Source organism: Spirillospora sp. NPDC049024 (assembly GCF_040649235.1).
In the GTDB taxonomy this organism is placed as follows: domain Bacteria; phylum Actinomycetota; class Actinomycetes; order Streptosporangiales; family Streptosporangiaceae; genus Spirillospora.
In genome coordinates this window covers 20534-39169 of the sequence record NZ_JBEZFD010000015.1, presented here as the reverse complement: position 1 = coordinate 39169, position 18636 = coordinate 20534, and the positions used below count along the sequence as shown (strand labels likewise).

The window sequence follows — 18636 nt, the reverse complement described above, 5'->3', positions numbered from 1 at the left end:
AGGATTCGGCATTTGGGGGGACCGGTATGGCCGCACGTGAACGCCTGCTCGTCGTCGGGGGCGACGCCGCGGGGATGAGCGCCGCGTCCCAGGCCCGCAGGCTGCGCGGCCCGGACGACCTGGAGATCGTCGCCTTCGAGCGGGGGCACCACGCGTCCTACGCCGCATGCGGCATCCCGTACTACGTCGGCGGCGTGGTCGAGGAGCTCGACTCGCTCATCGCCCGCACGCCCGCCGAGTTCCGCGAGCGCGGGATCGACCTGCGGCTCCGCACCGAGGCCGTGGAGATCGACCCCGGCGGCGGCCGAGTGCGGGTCCGCTCCCTGGACGGCGGCGGCGAGCGCTGGGAGTCCTACGACCACCTCGTGATCGCGACCGGCGCCGTGCCCACCCGGCCGCGGCTGCCCGGCGCGGACGCAGAGGGCGTCCACGGCGTGCAGATCCTCGACGACGGCGTGGCGATCCGCCGCGCCGTCGAGGACGGGAGCCCCCGCCGCGCCGTCGTCGTGGGCGGCGGCTACATCGGCCTGGAGATGGCCGAGGCGCTGGTGATGCGCGGCCTGGAGGTGTCCCTCGTGGACTTCGCCGACCAGCCGATGCGCACCCTCGACCCCGACATGGGCGCGCTCGTCGCGGACGCGATGCGCGGCATCGGCGTGCGGTTGTACCTGGGGGAGCCGGTCGAGGGCTTCGACACCTCGCCGGACGGGCGCGTCACCGCCGTCCGCACGCGCGGCCGCACTTTGCCGGCGGACCTGGTCGTCCTCGGGCTCGGCGTGCGGCCGGCCTCCGAACTGGCTCGCGAAGCGGGGATCGAGACCGGCCCGACCGGCGGCATCGTCACCGACCGGCGGATGCGCACCCGTACCGAGCGGGTGTGGGCCGCGGGCGACTGCGTCGAGACCCGCCACCTGATCTCGGGGGCGCCGGTCGCGATCGCGCTCGGCACGCACGCGAACAAGCAGGGCCGCGTCGCCGGGATCGGCATCGGCGGCGGCTACGCCACGTTCCCCGGCGTCATCGGCACCGCCGTCTCCAAGATCTGCCACGTGGAGGTGGCGCGGACCGGCCTGAACGAGGCCGAGGCGGCCGCGGCCGGGTTCGAGACGCTGAGCGTGGCCGTCGGGTCCACGACCCGGGCCGGCTACATCCCGGGCGGCGCCGCGATGACGACCAAGCTGATCGCCGAACGCAGGTCCGGGCGGCTGCTCGGCGCGCAGATCGTCGGCGAGGAGAACGCGGCCAAGCGCATCGACGGCCTGGCGATCGCGCTGTGGAACGGGATGACGGTCGAGGAGATGACGGGCCTCGACCTCGGCTACGCGCCGCCGTTCGCGCCCGTCTGGGACCCCGTGCTGATCGCCGCCCGCAAGGCCGCCGACGCCGTCGAGCGGGACATGCGCTCCGGCTCTTGATCCTCTTTGTCGGTGATCTCCCTTACGGTGTGGCGTCATGGCGACTGCGGGGCCGGCGGCGGCCGACGAGAGCACCTGGGTGATGCCGGAGGAGTGGCGGCGGATCGCGCATCCGCGCCGGGACCGTCCCGGGCCGTGGCCGGACGTGCGGATCGACACCGGGGCGGTCGGCGAGGCGCGGGCGCTGGTGGAGGCCGCCCGGGGCGACGTCGAGGAGGTCCTCGCGCTGCCCGGCACGCCCTCCGAACTGGCCGAGCGCGGCCGCGCCCACCTGAAGGGCGAGGCGGACGCTCTGGGCGCGGCGGTCGTCGCGTCCGTCGCGGTGTCCAGGCGCGGCCTGCGGGGACTCCGCGGGATGGACCCGTTCCGGGACGCGTGGGCCGCCGAGCACGGCCTGCCGTTCGCCGCGTGCGCCTACGCCGAGCTGTGCGACATCACGACCGACTACCGGCAGGCGGGGGGTACCGCGACCTGGAGCGGCGTGCGCTGGGCCGAGGCGTCCGACCACCGCGGCGGCTGGTGGGCGAGGCAACGCGCGGCGCGGCACCTGCGGGCCCTGGTGTCCGCCGCCGATGACGACGAGTACGCCGAGGTCGTCGCGGAGCTGGCGGGGCGCCGCCGGACGCCGCTGCAGCGGATGGTGGTCTCCTACCTGGCGCCGACCAGGCGGGACTGGGTGGACGAGGTCCGCGCCGACCCGGCGATCATCGGCCTGCCGCCCCACATGACGTACCGGTGGATGCTGTTCTGCTCGCTCGGCGCGCCGGAGCAGGTCGACCCCGCCGCCCTGCCGCTCGGCCCCCACGACCGGCGGACGAGCGTCGTCGCGACCCTCGTGGACGGCGTCGGCCCCTCCGCCGCGGTGCCGCTGGTGGCCAGGGCCCTCGAACGCGGGTACACCGACGCGGAGACGTACCGGGGACTGCTGGACGTGCTCGCCCGGCTGCCCGTGGACGAGGCCTTCCAGGCGCTTCTGGACCGGATCCGCTTCAAGGACGTTCCGCCCGCGCTGACCGCCGCCGCACGTGCGTATCCGCGGCGGGCGCTGCGCCTTCTCGCTTCGGCCGCGCAGAGGCCGGAGGTGGAGGAGGTGCTGTGGGCGCACCTGCTCACACATCCCGAACTGGCGGATGAGACGCTGCCGGAGCTGCCGGGGGGACCGCGTGCGGTGGTCGAGGCGCTCCGCGAGACCACCGTCCGCGTACCGGAGGCGTCCGTCGACGCCCTGCCGCCGCTGCTCGTCGATCCGCCCTGGACCCGTCCCCGAAGGAAGTCCAAGCCCGTCGTCATCAAGGACCTGGAGCCGCCGGGCACCTGCTCCGTCGTCTGGGAGCCCGGCGAGCGGCAAGCCTGGAGGGCGGGGGTCACCCGGCCTCGATGGGCCGAACGCGTGGACTGGGCCCTCGAGGTCGAGGAGCTCAAGAATGGCACCCTTCTCATCTCCCGGCGGTCGATGCTTTTCCTCGAGGCGCCCGAGGAACTCGTCCGCCCGCTCTTGGCGGACCTGGATCTGTCCGACTGGTACGCGGACGAGTGGCTGCGGGCCATCGTCGCCCGCTTCGAGCTCGACGCACTGGAGCTCGCCGTCAACGCGGCGCGGGGCAACCCCGCGAAGGCGGGCCCCGCCCTCCTGCCGTTCCTGAGCGACGAGGTCGCGCTGCTGATGGCCGACTGGCTCCTCCGGCTCAAGCAGGCGGGCGGGACCGCGCGGGCCTGGTTCCGGCGGCACGGCTTGGCCGCCGTCCCGGCCCTGCTGCCACCCGCGCTGGGCAAGGCCGGTGCTCAGCGCCGCGCCGCCGAGGCCGCGCTGCGCCTCGCCGCCGAGCGGAACGGTGCGGAGGCGGTCGTCGCGGCGGCCCGCGTCCACGGTGACCGGGCCGCGGGCGCCGTCGAGGCGCTGCTGGCAGCGGACCCGCTGGACCTCCTGCCCGCGAAGACACCGTCCGTCGGCGACTGGGCCGACATACGACTGCTCCCGCAACTCCTGCTCCGCGGCCGGGAGCGGGCGCTGCCGGACACCGCCGCGCGGCACGTGGTGACGATGCTCGCGATGTCCAGGCCCGGTGACGTCTATGCCGGGGTGGACGCCGTCCGCGAGCTGTGCGATCCGAGGTCGCTCGCCGAGTTCGGGTGGCGGTTGTTCCGGCGGTGGGAGGCGGAAGGAGCGCCGTCCAAGGAGGGATGGGCGCTGACGCAGCTCGGCCTGACCGGCAACGACGAGACCGTCCGCCGCCTGACCCCGACGATCCGGGAGTGGCCCGGCGACGGCGGGCACGCCAAGGCGGTCACCGGCCTGGACGTCCTCGCCGCCATCGGCACCGGTCTGGCCATCACGCACCTGCACGGTATCGCCCAGAAGGTGAAGTTCAAGGCGCTCCGGACCAGGGCGCAGGAGAAGATCGAGGAGGTCGCCGCCGAGCTGGAGCTGACCGCCGAGCAGCTCGCGGACCGGCTCGTCCCCGACTTCGGCCTCGACGAGGGCGGGACCCTGACGCTGGACTACGGTCCGCGCCGCTTCGTCGTCGGCTTCGACGAGCAGCTGAAGCCGTACGTGGCCGACGAGGACGGTGTCCGCCGCAAGGCGCTGCCGAAACCCGGCGCCAAGGACGATCCCGAACTCGCCCCCGCGGCCTACAAGGCGTTCTCGACGCTGAAGAAGGACGTGCGGGCTGCCGCCTCCACCCAGCTCCGCCGCATGGAGGCGGCCATGGTCGCGCAGCGCCGCTGGCCGGTGCGGGAGTTCCGGGAGCTGCTGGCCGGGCACCCGCTCGTCCGGCACATTGTCCGGCGCCTGGTGTGGCTCGCGTGCGAGGGCGAGGGCGAGGGGGAGGGCGCGAGGACGACCGCGTTCCGCGTCGCCGAGGACGGCACGTTCGCCGACGTCGAGGACGACGCCGTCGCCCTCCCGGAGTCGGCGGAGGTCCGGGTGGCGCACCCCCTCGACCTCGGCGGCTCCCTCGCCGCCTGGTCGGAGGTGTTCGCCGACTATGAGATCCTGCAGCCGTTCCCGCAGCTCGGACGGCCCGTGCACCGGCCGGCCGACGGGGACGGCGGGCTCGGGCGCTTCGAGGGGCAGACCGTCCCGGTCGGGAAGGTGCTCGGCCTGACCTCGCGCGGCTGGGAGCGCGGCGAGCGGCAGGACGGGGGCGTCGAATTCTGGATCTCACGAGGGCTCCCCAGTGGCCGGTACGTCGTCATCGACCTCGACCCCGGCATCGTCCCCGTCGCGGTGGAAGCGGCGCCCGAGCAGACGCTGCGGGGGATCGGCCTTGTGGACGGCCGTGAGCAGGTGGGCTCGGGCGGCGCCGGCACGGCGTCCCTCGCCGACCTCGACCCGATCACCGCGTCCGAGATCCTCGCCGACCTGGCGACGCTGACCTGAGAAAGAGAACCCCATGGATCTGCCTGAAGCGCTGCTGGACCCGCCGTGGGCGCGCAAACCGGCCGCCCCGCCCACCGGCGACGAGCCGGTCATCATCGTCCCCGGCCTGGCGGCGCCGGACGGCCGCGAGATCGTCTGGGCGCCCGGCGAGCGCGAGGAATGGGCCGCGATCCGCTCCTACGAGTCCTGGAAGGACGACGAGTGGGAGGAGGCCGCCGAGCAGTTCCGCGACGGCCGGATGGGCTACGAGCCAACCCGGGCGGGCTTCCTCGCGCAGGCGCCCGAGCATCTGGCGCGGCCGCTGCTGGACGGGTGGGAGCCCCACGTGACGTGGGACTTCGACCATTCCCTCAAGCCGATCGTGGCGCGGTTCGAGACCGCGGCCTGGGACGTGGCGGTCCGGCTCGCGAAGCAGAACCCCTTCGGGACGGGCCCGGTCGTGCTGCCGTTCCTGTCCGCCGACGTGGCCCGGCTGGTCGCCGACTGGCTCTACCGGCTGAAGTCGGCGCAGGAGCTCGCGCACGCGTGGTTCGAGCGGCACGGCCTGGCCGCCGTCCCGTACCTGGTGCCGGACGCGCTGGGCAAGCGCGTCGGGCCGCGCCGGGGCGCGGTGAAGGCCCTGCGGACCATCGAGGGGGACGTCGTGGCGGCGGCCCGCGTCCACGGGGACGAGGCGGCCGAGGCGGTCGCGCGGCTCCTCGCCGCCGCGCCGTCCGTCGCCGCGCCCGTCGAACCTCCGGTCAGGGCGCCGTCCCTCCCGAGGTGGCTCGACGCCGACGCGCTTCCCCGCCCGGTCCTGCGGGACGGCGGTGAACTGCCGCGCGACGCGGCCCGCACCCTCCTGCTCGCCCTGACGGTGAGCCCGGGCGGACGCCTCGATGCGACCGGCGTGGTGGACGCCGCCGCCGAGGTCTGCGAGCCGGAGTCGCTGACCGCGTTCGCGTGGGCGCTGTTCGAGGCGTGGCAGGCGGCGCGCATGCCGAACCGCAGCGGGTTCGTGCTGGCGGCCCTGGGGCGCTTCGGCGACGACGGGACCGTCCGCCGGCTCACGCCGATGGTCAAGGAGTGGCCGGGGCGGAGCGGCGGCTACAGCAGCGCCGTCCAGGGCCTCGACGCGCTGGCGGCCATAGGCACCGACGTCGCCCTGACGCACCTCAGCGGCATCGCGCAGAAGTCGCGGTACAAGGGGCTGCGCGGCGAGGCGCAGCGGAGGCTGGCCCAGATCGCGGAGCGGCGCGGCCTGACGGCGGAGCGGCTCGCCGACCGGCTCGTGCCCGACTTCGGCCTGGACGCGGACGGGACCCTGACGCTGGACTACGGTCCGCGCCGCTTCGTCGTCGGGTTCGACGAGCAGCTCAAGCCGCAGGTGTCGGACGAGAGCGGCGCGCGCCGCAAGGCGCTGCCGAAACCCGGCGCGAAGGACGACCCCGATCTGGCCGCGGCCGCCTACCGGCGCTTCGCGGAGCTGAGGAAGGACGTCCGCGCGGTCGCGTCCACGGAGGTGGCCCGGCTGGAGGCGGCCATGGTCGCGGGCCGCGAATGGTCGCACGGCGAGTTCGGCGAGTTCGCCGTCGCGCACCCGCTGATGCGGCACCTCGCCCGGCGGCTGGTCTGGCTGAGCGGCGGCCTGGCGTTCCGGATCGCCGAGGACGGCACGTTCGCCGACGTGCATGACGAGACCGTCGCGCCCGACCCCGCGGCGGGCGTCCGCATCGCCCATCCGGTGCTGCTGGGCGAGTCCCTGGCCGCGTGGGTGCGGGTGTTCGCCGACTACGAGATCCTCCAGCCGTTCCCGCAGCTAGGAAGGCCCGTCCACGTGCTCGCCGACGGCGAGGGCGAGAACGGCAGGCTCGAACGCTTCGAGGAGGCGGCCGTCCCGACCGGCAGGTTCCTCGGCCTCACCCGGACGGCGTGGAAGCGCGGCGCCCCGCAGGACAACGGCGTCGAGCACTGGATCTCCTGCACGCTCGCGCCGGGCGTGGCCGTCGTGGTCGACCTGTACCCCGGGATCGCGGTGGGCCTCGTCGACCTGAACCCCGTCCAGACGATCGAGCGGGTCTGGATCGGCCGGGCGCCCGGCGACCCGTCCAGCATGATCGCGAACGGGCTCGCCGGTGCGGACCCGGTCCTGGTCTCCGAACTCCTCGCCGACCTGACGGCCCTCACCGCGTCCTAGGCGAAGCGGCTGCTGGGGACCGGGCCGGGGGAGTGCACCATGTACCTCGGCCCGGCGAGCCAGTGGCCGGCGACCGCACGGACGAAGCCCGCCAGGCGCTCGTCGGGGTCCGGCGGCGCGTCGCCGTCGCCGGCCTCCGGCGCGGGGTCGGCGGTGACGATCTCGGCGGCCAGCTCCTCCTCGGGGCGCTCGTCCTCCGGGGCCCGCTCCGGTTCGCCGCCGGGCGAGAACCGCAGCTGCTCGCCCCACGGCGACACCACGACCTGGTGCAGGAACCCGGTGACGTCGGCGCTCACCGCGGGCGGGTCGGTCCAGCAGGAGGCGTGCTCGAACAGCACCTGCCCTTCGGCCCGCTCGTGCAGGCCGCCGGGGTCCGTCTCGTTCAGGTCGTAGGCGACCACGAGGGCGCCGGGGCGGTCCGGGTCGAACGGCTCGGCGGGCAGCCCGAACAGCCGCGCCGCCGCCAGGCCCAGGATGCGGCTCGACCGGCCGGGCAGCAGGCCGACCGACGTGGGGCGCCGCCCCGCCGCGTCCAGGACGAGCCGCAGCCGGTCGAGGGTCCGCCTGCACGTGGCGAAGCTGTCGGAGGTGTAGGCGAAGCGGCCCGTCATGCCGTCCTCGAACCCGTACGGGGAGATCGTGGCGAGGACGGAGCCGCCGAGCGCGAAGTGCCAGCCGCGGAGGTCCCGGGAGTCGAGCGGGCTCACGGCCCGGGCAGCCGCCGCCCGGGAGAGCATCCGCGCGAGCCGGTCGTTGGCCAGGCCCCACTGCTCGTCCGGCGCGGGCAGCCTCGCCGCCTCGCGGGCGGCCCGGTCCAGGTCCCCGGAGAACAGCGCGTTGTAGGCCAGCAGGTACCGGGACGGCCACGGGTCCAGCGCGTCCACGTGCGGTTCCAGGGCGGCGACGGCCTCGGCGTTCCGGTTCTCGCGTTCCAGCGCCGACACCAGTTCCGCCAGCAGGGCGGGCTCGCCCGGCATCATCTCCAGCGCCCGCCGCAGCGCCGGGACGGCCAGGAAGGCGACGCCGCGCTCGATGCAGGCGTAGCCGAAGTCGTAGAGCTGCTGCGGCTCCTGCCGGGCGGCCAGCGCCGCGGCGGCCTCGCGCATGTCGTCGAAGCCGGACACCGCCGCCGCGCCCTCCATGAGCCGCGCGACCTCGGCGGGCTCCATGGCGTCGGCGTTGAACCGCAGATGCCGGATCAGGCCGGAGATGTCGCCGCTTTCCAGGAGTTCCCGCGCTTCGCTCATGGGCCGCCACGCTAGCGGCGGCCGCCCGCGGCGATCACCCGGTTTTTCCTATTCGGTCGCCGCCAGCGCCCGCAGGATGTCCGCGACGAGGTCGCGGGTGTCCTCGATGCCGGCGGACAGGCGCACGAAGCCGGGCGGCACGGCGTCGCCGCCCCACCGGCCGCGCCGCTCCGCGGAGCTCTGCACGCTGCCGAAGCTGGTGGCCTGCATGACGAGCCGCAGCGAGCCGAGGAACCGCTCGGCGGACGCCTCGTCCCTCAGCGCGAACGACACGACGCAGCCGAACCGCCGCATCTGCCGGGCCGCGACCTCGTGCGCCGGGTCGTCCGGCAGCCCCGGATACCTGAGCCCGGACACCAGCGGATGCCCCCGCAGCGCCTCGGCCACGGCCAGCGCGTTGGCCGTCTGCCGGTCCAGCCTCAACTGGAGCGTGGCGAGCGACCGGTGCGCCAGCCACGCCTCCATCGGCCCGGGAATGGCGCCGACGGTCTTGCGCCAGAAGCGGACCGCGTCCGCCAGCTCCGGGTCGCGGGTCGCGACATGCCCGAGCAGCAGGTCGCCGTGCCCGCTCATCGACTTGGTGTCGCTGGCGACGGAGAAGTCGGCCCCGAGGTCCAGGGGGCGCTGCCCGAGCGGCGTGGCGAGGGTGTTGTCCACGGCCACGAGCGCGCCCGCCCGGTGCGCTGCGTCGACGATCCGCCTGACGTCGCACACGTCCAGGTTCGGATTGGTCGGGGTCTCCAGCCAGACCAGCCGCGCCCCCTCCAGCAGCCCGAGCTGCGCGTCGCCCGCGGTCGGCGCCATCCGGACCACGGCCCCGTAGGACTCCAGCCGCTCCTTCAAGGCCCGGGCCGTGTAGTAGCAGTCGTCGGGCATGACCACGACGTCGCCTGAGCCGGTCTGCGACAGCAGCACACTTGCGACCGCCGCCATGCCCGACGAGAACGAGACGACCTCCGCGCCGCCCTCCAACTCGCCGATCGCCCGTTCCAGCAGCGCCCACGTCGGGTTGGAGTCGCGCCCGTAGGTGTAGGGGCCGACCGCCTCCCCGGCCAGGTGGTAGTGCGCCGCGAACACGGGACCGGGCAGCGCGGGGGCGAAGTTCTCCGCCTCCGGCCGCCCGGCGCCCACGGCCAGCGTCCCGTCCCCGATCTCCACGCGCGCTCCTTTCCCGCAGGTCCGGCCCCCATCGTCCCACCCACGGACCCGACCGGGCGCCTGCGGCTCAGGAGTGGCGCAGGGAGTCGGCGATGCCGCGTGCCCTTTCCGACTCCTCGATGCGGCCCAGCCGCTCCAGGGCGTAGGACTTGTTGTAGTGGTCGTTCCAGGAATCGGGGCCGTTGTCGATGGCGTAGTCGATGACGGGCAGGGCCTCCGCGTAGCGGCCGAGCTTGACGAGCGCCGCGCCCTTGACGCTGTGGGCCGAGGCGAGGTCGTAGCGTCCCGCGCCGACGGCGCTCCCGGAGGTGAGGAGGGCGATGGCGCGGTCCACGGCGGCCAGCGCCTCAGCGTCCCGGCCGCCGTCCATGAGGATGATCGCCCGGTTGATCTGCGGCGCGGCGTAGCCGGGCCGCAGGGCGATCGCCTGGTCGTAGGCGGCGATCGCCTCGGCGGGGCGCTCCATCCGCAGGAACGTCCCGGCCCGCTCGACGTGCGCGAGCGCGTCGGACGGATTGAGCTGGAGCGCCTGGTCGAACGCGGCCAGGGCCTCGGCGTGCCGCCCCGTCCCGCTGAGGGCGATGCCGCGCAGCCGATGCGCCTCGGCGTACTCGGGGCGGAGCCGGACGGCCTCGTCCAACTCGGGCAGGGCGTCCTGGAACCGGCCGGACTCCATGAGGCGCACGGCCTGGGCGTGGTGCTGGGCCGCGGCCGGCCGGGGGCGGCCGCTCATCTGCTCCAGCCTCGCACCGGGGACGAGCTTGCCTCCGCAGGACGTACAGCGCGGAGCGCGGAAGCGGGAGCCGGGCTCATGGCACCGGTCGCAGAAGTTGCTGCCGCAGAAGTCGCAGATCATGAACTCGATCGCGAACCCGTCGGGGTCCTGCCGCGCCACCGGGTTGCCGCCCGGCACCTTCGACACCGAGATGAGCCGCGTGCACGCCCAACCCGAACAGCTGAGAAGCATGGTCGCTCCCGTTCCCTTAGTGTGCGTAATCCCAGTCGAGTTCCCAGACGCGCATACCGTGGTCCCGGGTTCGCGTGATCGCGATCCGGGTGTCGGCGGTGAGGCCGACCCACTCGATCGCGGCGGTGTCCGCGCCGAACGCGTGCAGGCAGCGGCCGGCGGGCAGGTCCCACACCCGCACGGTCCCGTCCGCTTCGCCGGACACCGCGAACCTGCCGTCGGCGGCGGGGGCGAGGCAGACGGTCGAATCCGACAGGCGGTGCAGGAGGCGCCCGGCGCGCACGTCGAAGACCCGCAGGGCGTGCCCGGGGCCGACGGCGGCGGCGATCCCGCCGTCCGCGCTCACCTCGATCGCCGCGAGCTGCTCGGACGGGCCCCGGACGTAGCCGGTGGCCTGGCCGGTCGTGCCGTCCGCCGTCCACAGCGTCCCGACCGTGTGCCCGCAGGACACGACGGTGCGGCCGTCGCCGCTCATGGCGGCGGGCGTCTGGCCGGGCAGGATGTGGCGGCGCTCCCCGTCCAGCTCCCACAGCGTCACGACCCGCTGGAAGTCGCCCACGAGCAGGGTCCGGCCGCCCTGCCCGAACCCGACCTCGAACACGATCCCGCCGTGGCCCTTGAGGACGTGCCTGCGCCTGCCCTTGGCCAGGTCCCAGACGCGGACGGTGCCGTCCTCGTCGCCGGACGCGGCGAGCCGCCCGTCCGGGCTCACCGCCAGCGCCCTGACCTCGGCGCGGTGCCCGCCGAGCACGTGGACGCAGGCGCCGGACGCCACGTCCCACATCCGGACCTTCCCGTCGCTGGCGCCCGTCAGCAGCAGGGCGCCGTCGGGCGAGAAGGCCGCGGCGCCGACGGACGTCCCGCCGACGTGGAGGGTGTGGAGGTGCTCGCCGCCCTCGACGTCCACCAGCCACACCTCGGACCAGCCGCCGAACCGCACGGCGAGGACGCCGCCGCGGCTCAGTGCGGTCCCGTTGACCGCGCGGCCCCCGGTGTCCGGGAGGGCCCGCACCTCCCAGGCGCCCAGGACCGCCGTGGGACGGCCGTGCCGTCCGGCGGCCCGCCACAGGTCGAGCAGCTCGCGGTTGCGCTCATGGCCGGGGACGCTCCGCGCGGCGCGGATCTGCGCCGCGGCCCGCGCCCAGTCGCCGCGCTCGGCGTGGCCGCGGGCGCGGGCGGCGGCGAGGGCGGCGGTGTCCGCCTCGCGCGCGAGCTCCGCCGCCCCGCGCGGCCGGGCGTGGCTCCACGGCGCGCGCGGTCCGGCGGGCCCGAGCCGCCAGGCGTGGACGGTCCGTCCCGCCGCGGTGAGCCCCACGCGCCCGTCGGCGCTCAGCACGGGCGCGGTCAGGGAGCCGCCGTCGCCGGGCAGGGTGCGCAGGCAGCGGCCATCGTCCAGGTCCCACAGCTGGAGGCTGCCGGTCAGCGCCCGCGACCCGTCGCCGCTGACCGCGAACCGTGCGCCCCGGCCGACGGGGAAGCGGACCGTCCGCAGCGGCAGGCCCGCGACCGGGTCCACCAGCCGCTGCTCGGTGTCCGACACCGCGAGCGCGACGCGCCCGCCGGGGCCGAGCGCGACGGTCGTCCCCGGCAGCGGCATCGTGCGCACCAGGCCGCCGGTTCCGGTCTCCCAGACGCGGAGCCGCATCGTCGTCGGCTCCCACTTCACGATGTGCGCGCCGTCGCCCGTCACCGCGACGGCGGTCCCGTGGCCGCGGCCGAGGTCCTGCTCGTTCTGGAGCGCGTGCACGCACCGTCCGCCGAGCGTGGCCCACACGCGGACGGTCCCGCCCTCGGTGGCCGACACCAGCAGCGAGCCGTCCTCGGAGAAACCGAGCGAGGCGACCCTGCTGGGATGGTCCTCGAACCGGTGCAGGACCCGTCCCGCGCGGACGTCCCAGAGCAGGAGGGCGCCGTCCGCGCCGGCCGAGGCCATGAACCGGCCGCAGGGGCTCAGCGCGACGGCGCTCACCCCGCCGGCGAGCCCGCCCGGATGCGCCGGCAGCGCGTGGAGGCAGCGCCCGGAGGCGAGGTCCCAGAGCCGGACGGTGCCGCCTTCGGAGCCCGGCGGGGGATTGGACGAGTCGTCCCGCCCGCCGCTCACCGCCAGAGCCGCCCCCGGGCCGAGCGCGAGCGCGTTGACGCCGTTGGCGTGCCCTTCCAGGACGACCGGCGGCCCTGGCGCGTGCAGGCGCCGGGCGCGTTCCAGCGCGGCGGCGGGCTCAGGGGCGTGCGGCGCCCGCCGGACCGCCGCCTCAAGGAGCGCCGCCGCCTCGGCCGGGTCGCCGCGCTCCAGGTGGACGAGGCCGAGCAGGTGGTCGCCGATCCAGTCGCCGTCGTGCGTCGCGCGGACCGCCTCCAGTTCGGCGAGCAGCTCGGCGTCGGTCAGCCGCCCCGCGCGCCAGCGGTGCAGGCCCCGGTCGAACACGGCGTGCGGGTTGTGCGGATCGGTCTCCAGGGCCCGCTCCCACAGCGCCTCCGCCTCGGCGGGGTGCCCGAGGTCGAGCATGGACAGCGCCTGGTTCGACAGGCCGTCGGCGAGCAGCGTGGCGGGACGGGGCCGGGCCCGCGGGTACGGGACGCCGGCGACCTGCGCGTAGACGGCCGCGAGCGCGTCCGCCAGCTCGTCCATCCGGTCCGGCCGCGCGGCCGGGTCGGGGCGGAGGCACGCGCCCAGCAGGGCGGTCAGATCCGGCGGCAGGCCGGTCGCCCGCGCCGCGAACTCCTCGAACGCCCGCCCGCCCAGCGCGCCGAACCGGACCGGCGGGCCCCCGGTGAACATCGACAGGACGCTGAGCGCCCACGACCACACGTCGGTCGCGCGGGTGAGCGGCGTCCGGCCGTCCTCCGCCGCGAGCGCCTGCTCGGGCGAGCAGTACGCCGGGGTCAGCCCGGCGATGCTGACCAGCGGGTCGGCGTCGGGGCGCGGCACGCCGTCCTCGCCCGCCCGGACGCGGGCCTTCGCCAGGCCGAAGTCGGTCACCTTGGCGGTCCCGTCCCGCGTGAGCATCACGTTGGCGGGCTTGACGTCCTGGTGGACGAGGCCGCTGCGGTGCGCGTGGTCCAGCCCCCACGCGAACTGGATCGCGACGTCGACGATCCGGGCCGTCGCGCGCCGCGGGTCGGGGTCGCGCAGCCGGCCGTCCCGGACCGCCTCCGCGAGGCTGCCCCCGTCCACCCACTCGGCGAACACCCCGAGCAGCGGGCCGAGCCGGCGCACGTAAGCGCAGCTCACCGTGTGCGGGTGCAGGCCGAGCCCGACCCAGGTCTGCGCCTCGTCCTCGAACGCGCGCAGGTCGTCCGGCGATCCCAGCAGTTCCGGCCGGGGCACCTTCATCGCCAGCTCGGCGTCCCACCCGCGGTGCCGCACCCGGTAGACCAGGCCCATCCCGCCGCTCGCCACCACGTCGAGGACCTCGTAGAGGTCGAGGACGACGTCGCCGCGCCGCCACGTCCGCGCGCCGCCAGAGTCGATCATTTCCCGGATCCTACGGATTTGTCGGCGCGCCCCTCTACGGTTGGGCGCCATGGAAGATCAGCTCCCCGGCGAGGACGACCTGGTGATCCCGGACGCCTGGCGGCGTTCGCTGCACGCGCGGCGCGGCGGCGCGCCCGGCCCCAAGATCAAGTTCGACCGCTCGGCAGCGCGCGCCGTCCAGGGCTTTGTGGAGCAGGCCGCCTGGGCGGTCGAGGCGCTCCTGGAGGGCGGCGCCGGCGAACCCGACCTGACCGAGGCGGCGCGGCGGCACCTCGACGGCCGGCCCGATCCGGCCGGGGCGGCGGCGGTCGCGGCCGTCACCGTGATGGGCGTGCCCGGCGTGGACCAGAAGGACAAGGCCCACCGGGCGTTCGTCGACGCATGGGTCACCGAGCACGGGGTCGCGTTCGCGGCGTGCGCGCTGGTCGAGCTGAGCCGGATGGAGGCGACCAGAGCGGGCCGCACCGGGGCCGGCGTCCAGCGCATCGCGGACGAGCGCGGGCGGCACAAGACCCTGGATGAGGACGCGCGCCGCGTCCGCGGGCTGCTGGCCGTCGCGTCCGAAGCCGAGTACGCGGACGCGGTCGAGCGGCTGGCAGCTCTCAGGACCGGCTGGCACGCCCGGTGGTTGGTGTCGTACCTCGTCCCGACCCGGGAGGACTGGGTCGACGAGTGCTGCGCGGCCCCGCTGCCGCAGACGCGCTCTCACGGCCTGATGTGGCTGGTGATGTCGGCGCTGGGCAAGCCGGAGCAGCTCGCCGCCCCGTACCCGGCGTACGGCCTGTCCTGGGGCCAGGCGACCCGGGCGGTGCTGGCCACCATGGCCGACGGCATCGGCCCCGGTGTCCTGTCCTTCCTGCTCGCGGAGGTAGACGCCTACGGGCTGGAGTCGGAAGACCGCAGGCGCATCTTCGAGACGGTCGCGATCCTGCCGACGGACGAGGCGTTCCAAGCGCTGCTCGACCGGCTCGACCGCAAGCACGTCAGGGCGGCCCTCGGGGAGGCCGCCCGCCGGTTCCCGGTGCGGGCGCTGCGGCTGCTGGCCCGCGCCGGCGCCGACGACCTGCTCGCCGCCCACGTCGAGGCCAACGCCGACCTGGTCGTTTCCGTGCTGCCCGGCCTGCCGGACGACGTGGCCGACGCCGTCCGCCGCGCCTCCGCCGCGTCCGCCCGCGTCCCGGCGGCGGCGCCGGACGAACTGCCCGCCGTGCTCACCGACCCGCCGTGGCTGCGTCCCCGCCGCCCCGTCCTGACCGGCCTCACCGTCCCCGAGCCGCGACTCGCGTGGCTGGACGGCGAACGGCAGAAGTGGCTCGACGCCTCCCCGGGGGTCAAGGAGCCGGACGGCGCCGACTGGGAAGCGCTCGTCGAGCACTACAAGACGGCGAACCACAGGACCGGCGCCGTGGAGCTGATGGTGTTCGGGCCGGAGGATCTGATCCGTCCCTTGCTGCCCGACTGGAAAGGCTACGGCGTCCGTTGGGCCTACACGTGGATGCAGTTCCTCGCGGCCCGCTACGAGATCGACGCCCTGCCGGCGGCCGTCCAGACGGCCAAGGCGCACCCGGAAACCTGCTGCGACCCGCTGATGCCGTACCTGGACGAGCGTGTGGCGATGCTGATGGCGGAGGGCCTCGCCAAGCGCGGCGCGCTCCTCTCCCCGGCCCGCGAGTGGCTCGGCCGCCACGGGCTCGACGCGGTGCCCTTCCTGGTCCCGGCGGCGCTCGGGAAGAAGGCCAAGGACTGGCGGAACGCCGAGACGGCCCTCCGCCACCTGCTGGACGCGCACGGCCCCGACGCGGTCGTGGCCGCCGCCCGCGACGCCCATGGCGGCGAGGCCGCGGACGCGATCGGGGAGCTGCTGTCCCGGCCCGCGGCGGAGACGGGCCTCGACCAGCCCGCCAAGATCGGTGCCTGGGCGGATCCGGCGCCGCTCCCGCAGGTGCTGCTGCGCGGCCGCGACCGCGCCCTTCCCCTGGACGCGGTCAGCCGCCTGATCGAGCTGCTCGCCCTCCCGACCCCCTACGGGATGGACGAGCTGGCGGAGGCGTGCGCGCCGGGCGCGGTGGCCGAGTTCGGGTGGGCGCTGTTCCGGCAGTGGCTCGACGCCGGCAAGCCGTCCAAGGACGCCTGGGCCCTGCGGCAGCTCGGCCGCACCGGCGACGACGAGACCGTCCGGCTCCTCACCCCGGTGATCCGGACGTGGCCGGGGGAGGGCGGGCACAGGAACGCCGTCAACGGCCTCGGCGTCCTCGCCGAGATCGGCACCGACGTGGCGCTGATGCACCTGCACGGCATCGCGCAGAAGGTGAAGTTCAAGGGCCTCCAGTACGAGGCGCAGGAGCGGATCCGGCAGGTCGCCGAGCGGCTCGGGCTGACCACCGACCAGCTCGCGGACCGGCTCGTCCCCGACTTCGGCCTCGACGCCGACGGCGGCATGGCCCTCGACTACGGGCCGCGCCGCTTCCTCGTCCGGTTCGACGAGCAGCTCAAGCCGTTCGTCGCCGACGAGGACGGGAAGCGCCGCAAGTCCCTCCCCAAGCCCGGCGCCAAGGACGACCCGGAACTCGCGCCCGCCGCCTACAAGGCGTTCGCGGGGCTCAAGAAGGACGTCCGGACCGTCGCCTCCGAGCAGATCCGCAGGCTGGAGCAGGCGATGGTGACGCGGCGCCGCTGGACGCCCGCCGAGTTCGGCGAGCACCTCGTCCGGCACCCGCTCGTCTGGCACGTCGCCCGCCGCCTGGTCTGGCTGGCGGAGGACGGCGCCACGACCACCGCGTTCCGCATCGCCGAGGACCGGTCGTTCGCCGACGCCGGCGACGACGCGTACGCCCTTCCCGAGTCGGCGCGCGTCGGCATCGCCCACCCGCTGGACCTCGGCGACGCGGCGCAGGCGTGGACGGAGGTGTTTGCCGACTACGAGATCACGCAGCCGTTCCCGCAGCTCACCCGCCCGGTCTTCGCGCTGACGGAGCAGGAGCGCGGCAGCGGGCGGCTGGAGCGGTTCGAGGGCCTCAAGCTGCCCTTCGGCGACGTCCTCGGGCTGGTGAAGCTGGGCTGGGAGCGTGGCGCCCCGCTGGACGCGGGGGTCGAGCGGTGGATCTACCGGCGCGTCGCCGATCAGCAGTACGTCGTGATCGACCTCGATCCCGGCTTCGCGGTCGGCGCGCTCGACGCCACCGGCGACCACCAGGTCCTCGACTACGTGTGGCTCGCCCCGGAACCCGACGACTTCTGGCCCAGCAAGGGGACGCCGCTGACGTTCGGCGAGCTGCACCCCGTCATGGCGTCCGAGATCCTGTCCGACCTGGCCGCCCTCGCCGAGAAGGCTGAGAAGTGAGCGGCACGACCACCTGAGCGGCAGCTCACCTGCCGGGTCGCGTCCCCCGGCGGCCCGGACTCGGGACCTGCGGGCCTTGGCCGCCGCACGCGCCGTCCAGCACGGCGGCGACGCGGTCCAGCGTGGCGATCGGCGAGGTGTAGGGCAGGCGCAGATGGCGGGAGCAGGTCGCGTCGGCCGCGAAGGACGGCCCGGGTGCGAGTTCGAGCCCGTGCGCACGGGCCCGGGCCGTCACGAGGTCGGATCGCACGTCGGTCAGGCGCAACCACAGCGCGAGCCCTCCCGGAGGGACCGTGAACCGCCAGCGGTCGTCTCCGGCCAGCAGCCCGCTCAGGTGGTCGCGCTGCCGTCTCAGGGCCGCCCGCCGGTGGTCCAGGACCGGGGCGGGGTCGCGGAGGAACTCGGCGGCGATCATCTGCTGCGTCGGCGCCGCGGACAGCGGCTCGCACAGCGGATGGCGGGCCAGCTCGCCGACCAGCGCGGCCGTCCCGCGGATCCAGCCGACCCGCAGGCCGGCCCAGACCGTCTTGGCCGCCGACCCGATGAGGACGGCGCGGGGTATCCGCTCGAACGGCTCCGGTGCGGCGCGCAGATCGATGTCGCGCATGGTCTCGTCCACCAGGACGGTCACCCGGTGCCGTTCGGCGAGCCGCGCCACGGTGCGCCGGGCGGTGTCCGGCATGAGCGCGCCGGTCGGGTTCTGGAAGTCGGGGACCAGGTAGGCCACCCCGCCCGCCGAGGCCCGGAACGCGTCGTCGAGCTGGTCCAGGTCCCAGCCGTCCGTGGTGACCCGGCAGCCGGCCAGGCGGGTTCCGGCGGCCCGGAAGGTGGCCAGCACGGCGGGATAGGTGGGGATCTCCACGGCCGCGGCCCGGGGACGCAGGTGCGCCGTCAGCAGCGCGAGGGCCGCGCGCGCCCCCGAGGTGACCAGGATCTGCTCGGGCCGCGTGACGAGCCCTTCCCCCGTGTAGCGGTCCGCGATCAGTGACCGCAGCTCCGGAAGCCCGGGGCCGGTCTCCCCGCTCTCGGCCAGGACCGGGCCGGAACGCTCGGCCGCTCTCAGGACCGCCTGCTGGTACGCCGTGTGGGGCGCGGCCGGAACCGCCCTTCGCAGGTCGATGACGCCGTCCTCGCCGACGGCCGAGGTCGGGGCGACGCGCATCGCCGCCTCCGGCGGAAGCCGCAGCGTGCTCGCGCTGCCGCGACGCGTGTCGACCCATCCCTCGGCACGGAGGATGTCCAGCGCCGCGGTCATGGTGCCCCGGCTCACGCCGAGCGCGGCGGCGGCACGGCGTTCGGCGGGAAGCGGGGAGCCGACCCGCAGCCGGCCGTCCAGGGCGGCGTCGCCGACCGCGTCGGCCAGCGCCCGGGCCAGCGCCACGCCCGGTCGTCGCCACGCGCCCAGCGCCGCGGCCAACTGGAGGTCGGTAGTACGCACTGGTCCAGTTTGCCAGTATTGGACCACGTTTTCGGACG

At 75.4% G+C, this 18636-nt stretch carries 9 protein-coding genes; 4 read left to right on the top strand and 5 right to left on the bottom strand.

Features of this window, described 5'->3' with window-relative positions; genetic code table 11:
* The first annotated feature begins 26 nt into the window (after positions 1-26).
* Genes AB0C21_RS26545 through AB0C21_RS26535 form a run of 3 tightly spaced genes read left to right on the top strand, consistent with a single transcriptional unit; the run spans position 27 to position 6973 of the window.
* A complete protein-coding gene (locus AB0C21_RS26545) occupies positions 27-1415 on the top strand; it encodes an FAD-dependent oxidoreductase (RefSeq protein WP_500207750.1) in 1389 nt (462 codons plus the stop codon).
* Between the two features lie 37 nt (positions 1416-1452).
* The gene (locus AB0C21_RS26540) at positions 1453-4797 is read left to right on the top strand and encodes a DUF4132 domain-containing protein (protein WP_500207749.1); all 3345 of its coding nucleotides are present in this window, start codon (positions 1453-1455) and stop codon (positions 4795-4797) included.
* 13 nt (positions 4798-4810) lie between these two features.
* Positions 4811-6973: a DUF4132 domain-containing protein gene (locus tag AB0C21_RS26535; protein ID WP_500207748.1), complete on the top strand. Its 2163-nt coding sequence runs from the start codon at positions 4811-4813 to the stop codon at positions 6971-6973.
* Here AB0C21_RS26535 and AB0C21_RS26530 read toward each other — a convergent pair.
* The 4 genes from AB0C21_RS26530 to AB0C21_RS26515 form a co-directional block, all read right to left on the bottom strand.
* Positions 6970-8220 carry a tetratricopeptide repeat protein gene (locus tag AB0C21_RS26530; protein ID WP_500207746.1) on the bottom strand — a complete coding sequence of 417 codons (1251 nt, stop codon included), beginning with the start codon at positions 8218-8220 and terminating at the stop codon, positions 6970-6972. The genes AB0C21_RS26535 and AB0C21_RS26530 overlap by 4 nt on opposite strands.
* A gap of 48 nt (positions 8221-8268) precedes the next feature.
* The gene (locus tag AB0C21_RS26525) at positions 8269-9378 is read right to left on the bottom strand and encodes a cystathionine gamma-lyase (RefSeq protein ID WP_500207745.1); all 1110 of its coding nucleotides are present in this window, start codon (positions 9376-9378) and stop codon (positions 8269-8271) included.
* Between the two features lie 67 nt (positions 9379-9445).
* Entirely contained in the window at positions 9446-10345 is a 900-nt protein-coding gene (locus AB0C21_RS26520; protein WP_500207743.1) for a tetratricopeptide repeat protein, read from the bottom strand.
* Positions 10346-10361: 16 nt separating this feature from the next.
* The gene (locus tag AB0C21_RS26515) at positions 10362-13820 is read right to left on the bottom strand and encodes a protein kinase domain-containing protein (protein ID WP_500207741.1); all 3459 of its coding nucleotides are present in this window, start codon (positions 13818-13820) and stop codon (positions 10362-10364) included.
* 49 nt (positions 13821-13869) lie between these two features.
* Between AB0C21_RS26515 and AB0C21_RS26510 the strand changes: the two genes are divergently transcribed.
* Positions 13870-17160 carry a DUF4132 domain-containing protein gene (locus AB0C21_RS26510; protein WP_500207739.1) on the top strand — a complete coding sequence of 1097 codons (3291 nt, stop codon included), beginning with the start codon at positions 13870-13872 and terminating at the stop codon, positions 17158-17160.
* A gap of 25 nt (positions 17161-17185) precedes the next feature.
* On the opposite strand, the gene AB0C21_RS26505 is transcribed toward AB0C21_RS26510, so the two are convergent.
* A complete protein-coding gene (locus tag AB0C21_RS26505) occupies positions 17186-18598 on the bottom strand; it encodes an aminotransferase-like domain-containing protein (protein WP_500207737.1) in 1413 nt (470 codons plus the stop codon).
* Between the last annotated feature and the right edge of the window lie 38 nt (positions 18599-18636).

Excerpts from the sequence above, each read along its gene's own strand:
- AB0C21_RS26545 (WP_500207750.1), top strand. The coding sequence starts at position 27 with ATGGCCGCACGTGAACGCCTGCTCGTCGTCGGGGGCGACGCCGCGGGG.
- AB0C21_RS26540 (WP_500207749.1), top strand. The coding sequence starts at position 1,453 with ATGGCGACTGCGGGGCCGGCGGCGGCCGACGAGAGCACCTGGGTGATG.
- AB0C21_RS26535 (WP_500207748.1), top strand. The coding sequence starts at position 4,811 with ATGGATCTGCCTGAAGCGCTGCTGGACCCGCCGTGGGCGCGCAAACCG.
- AB0C21_RS26530 (WP_500207746.1), bottom strand. The coding sequence starts at position 8,220 with ATGAGCGAAGCGCGGGAACTCCTGGAAAGCGGCGACATCTCCGGCCTG.
- AB0C21_RS26520 (WP_500207743.1), bottom strand. The coding sequence starts at position 10,345 with ATGCTTCTCAGCTGTTCGGGTTGGGCGTGCACGCGGCTCATCTCGGTG.
- AB0C21_RS26515 (WP_500207741.1), bottom strand. The coding sequence starts at position 13,820 with ATGATCGACTCTGGCGGCGCGCGGACGTGGCGGCGCGGCGACGTCGTC.
- AB0C21_RS26510 (WP_500207739.1), top strand. The coding sequence starts at position 13,870 with ATGGAAGATCAGCTCCCCGGCGAGGACGACCTGGTGATCCCGGACGCC.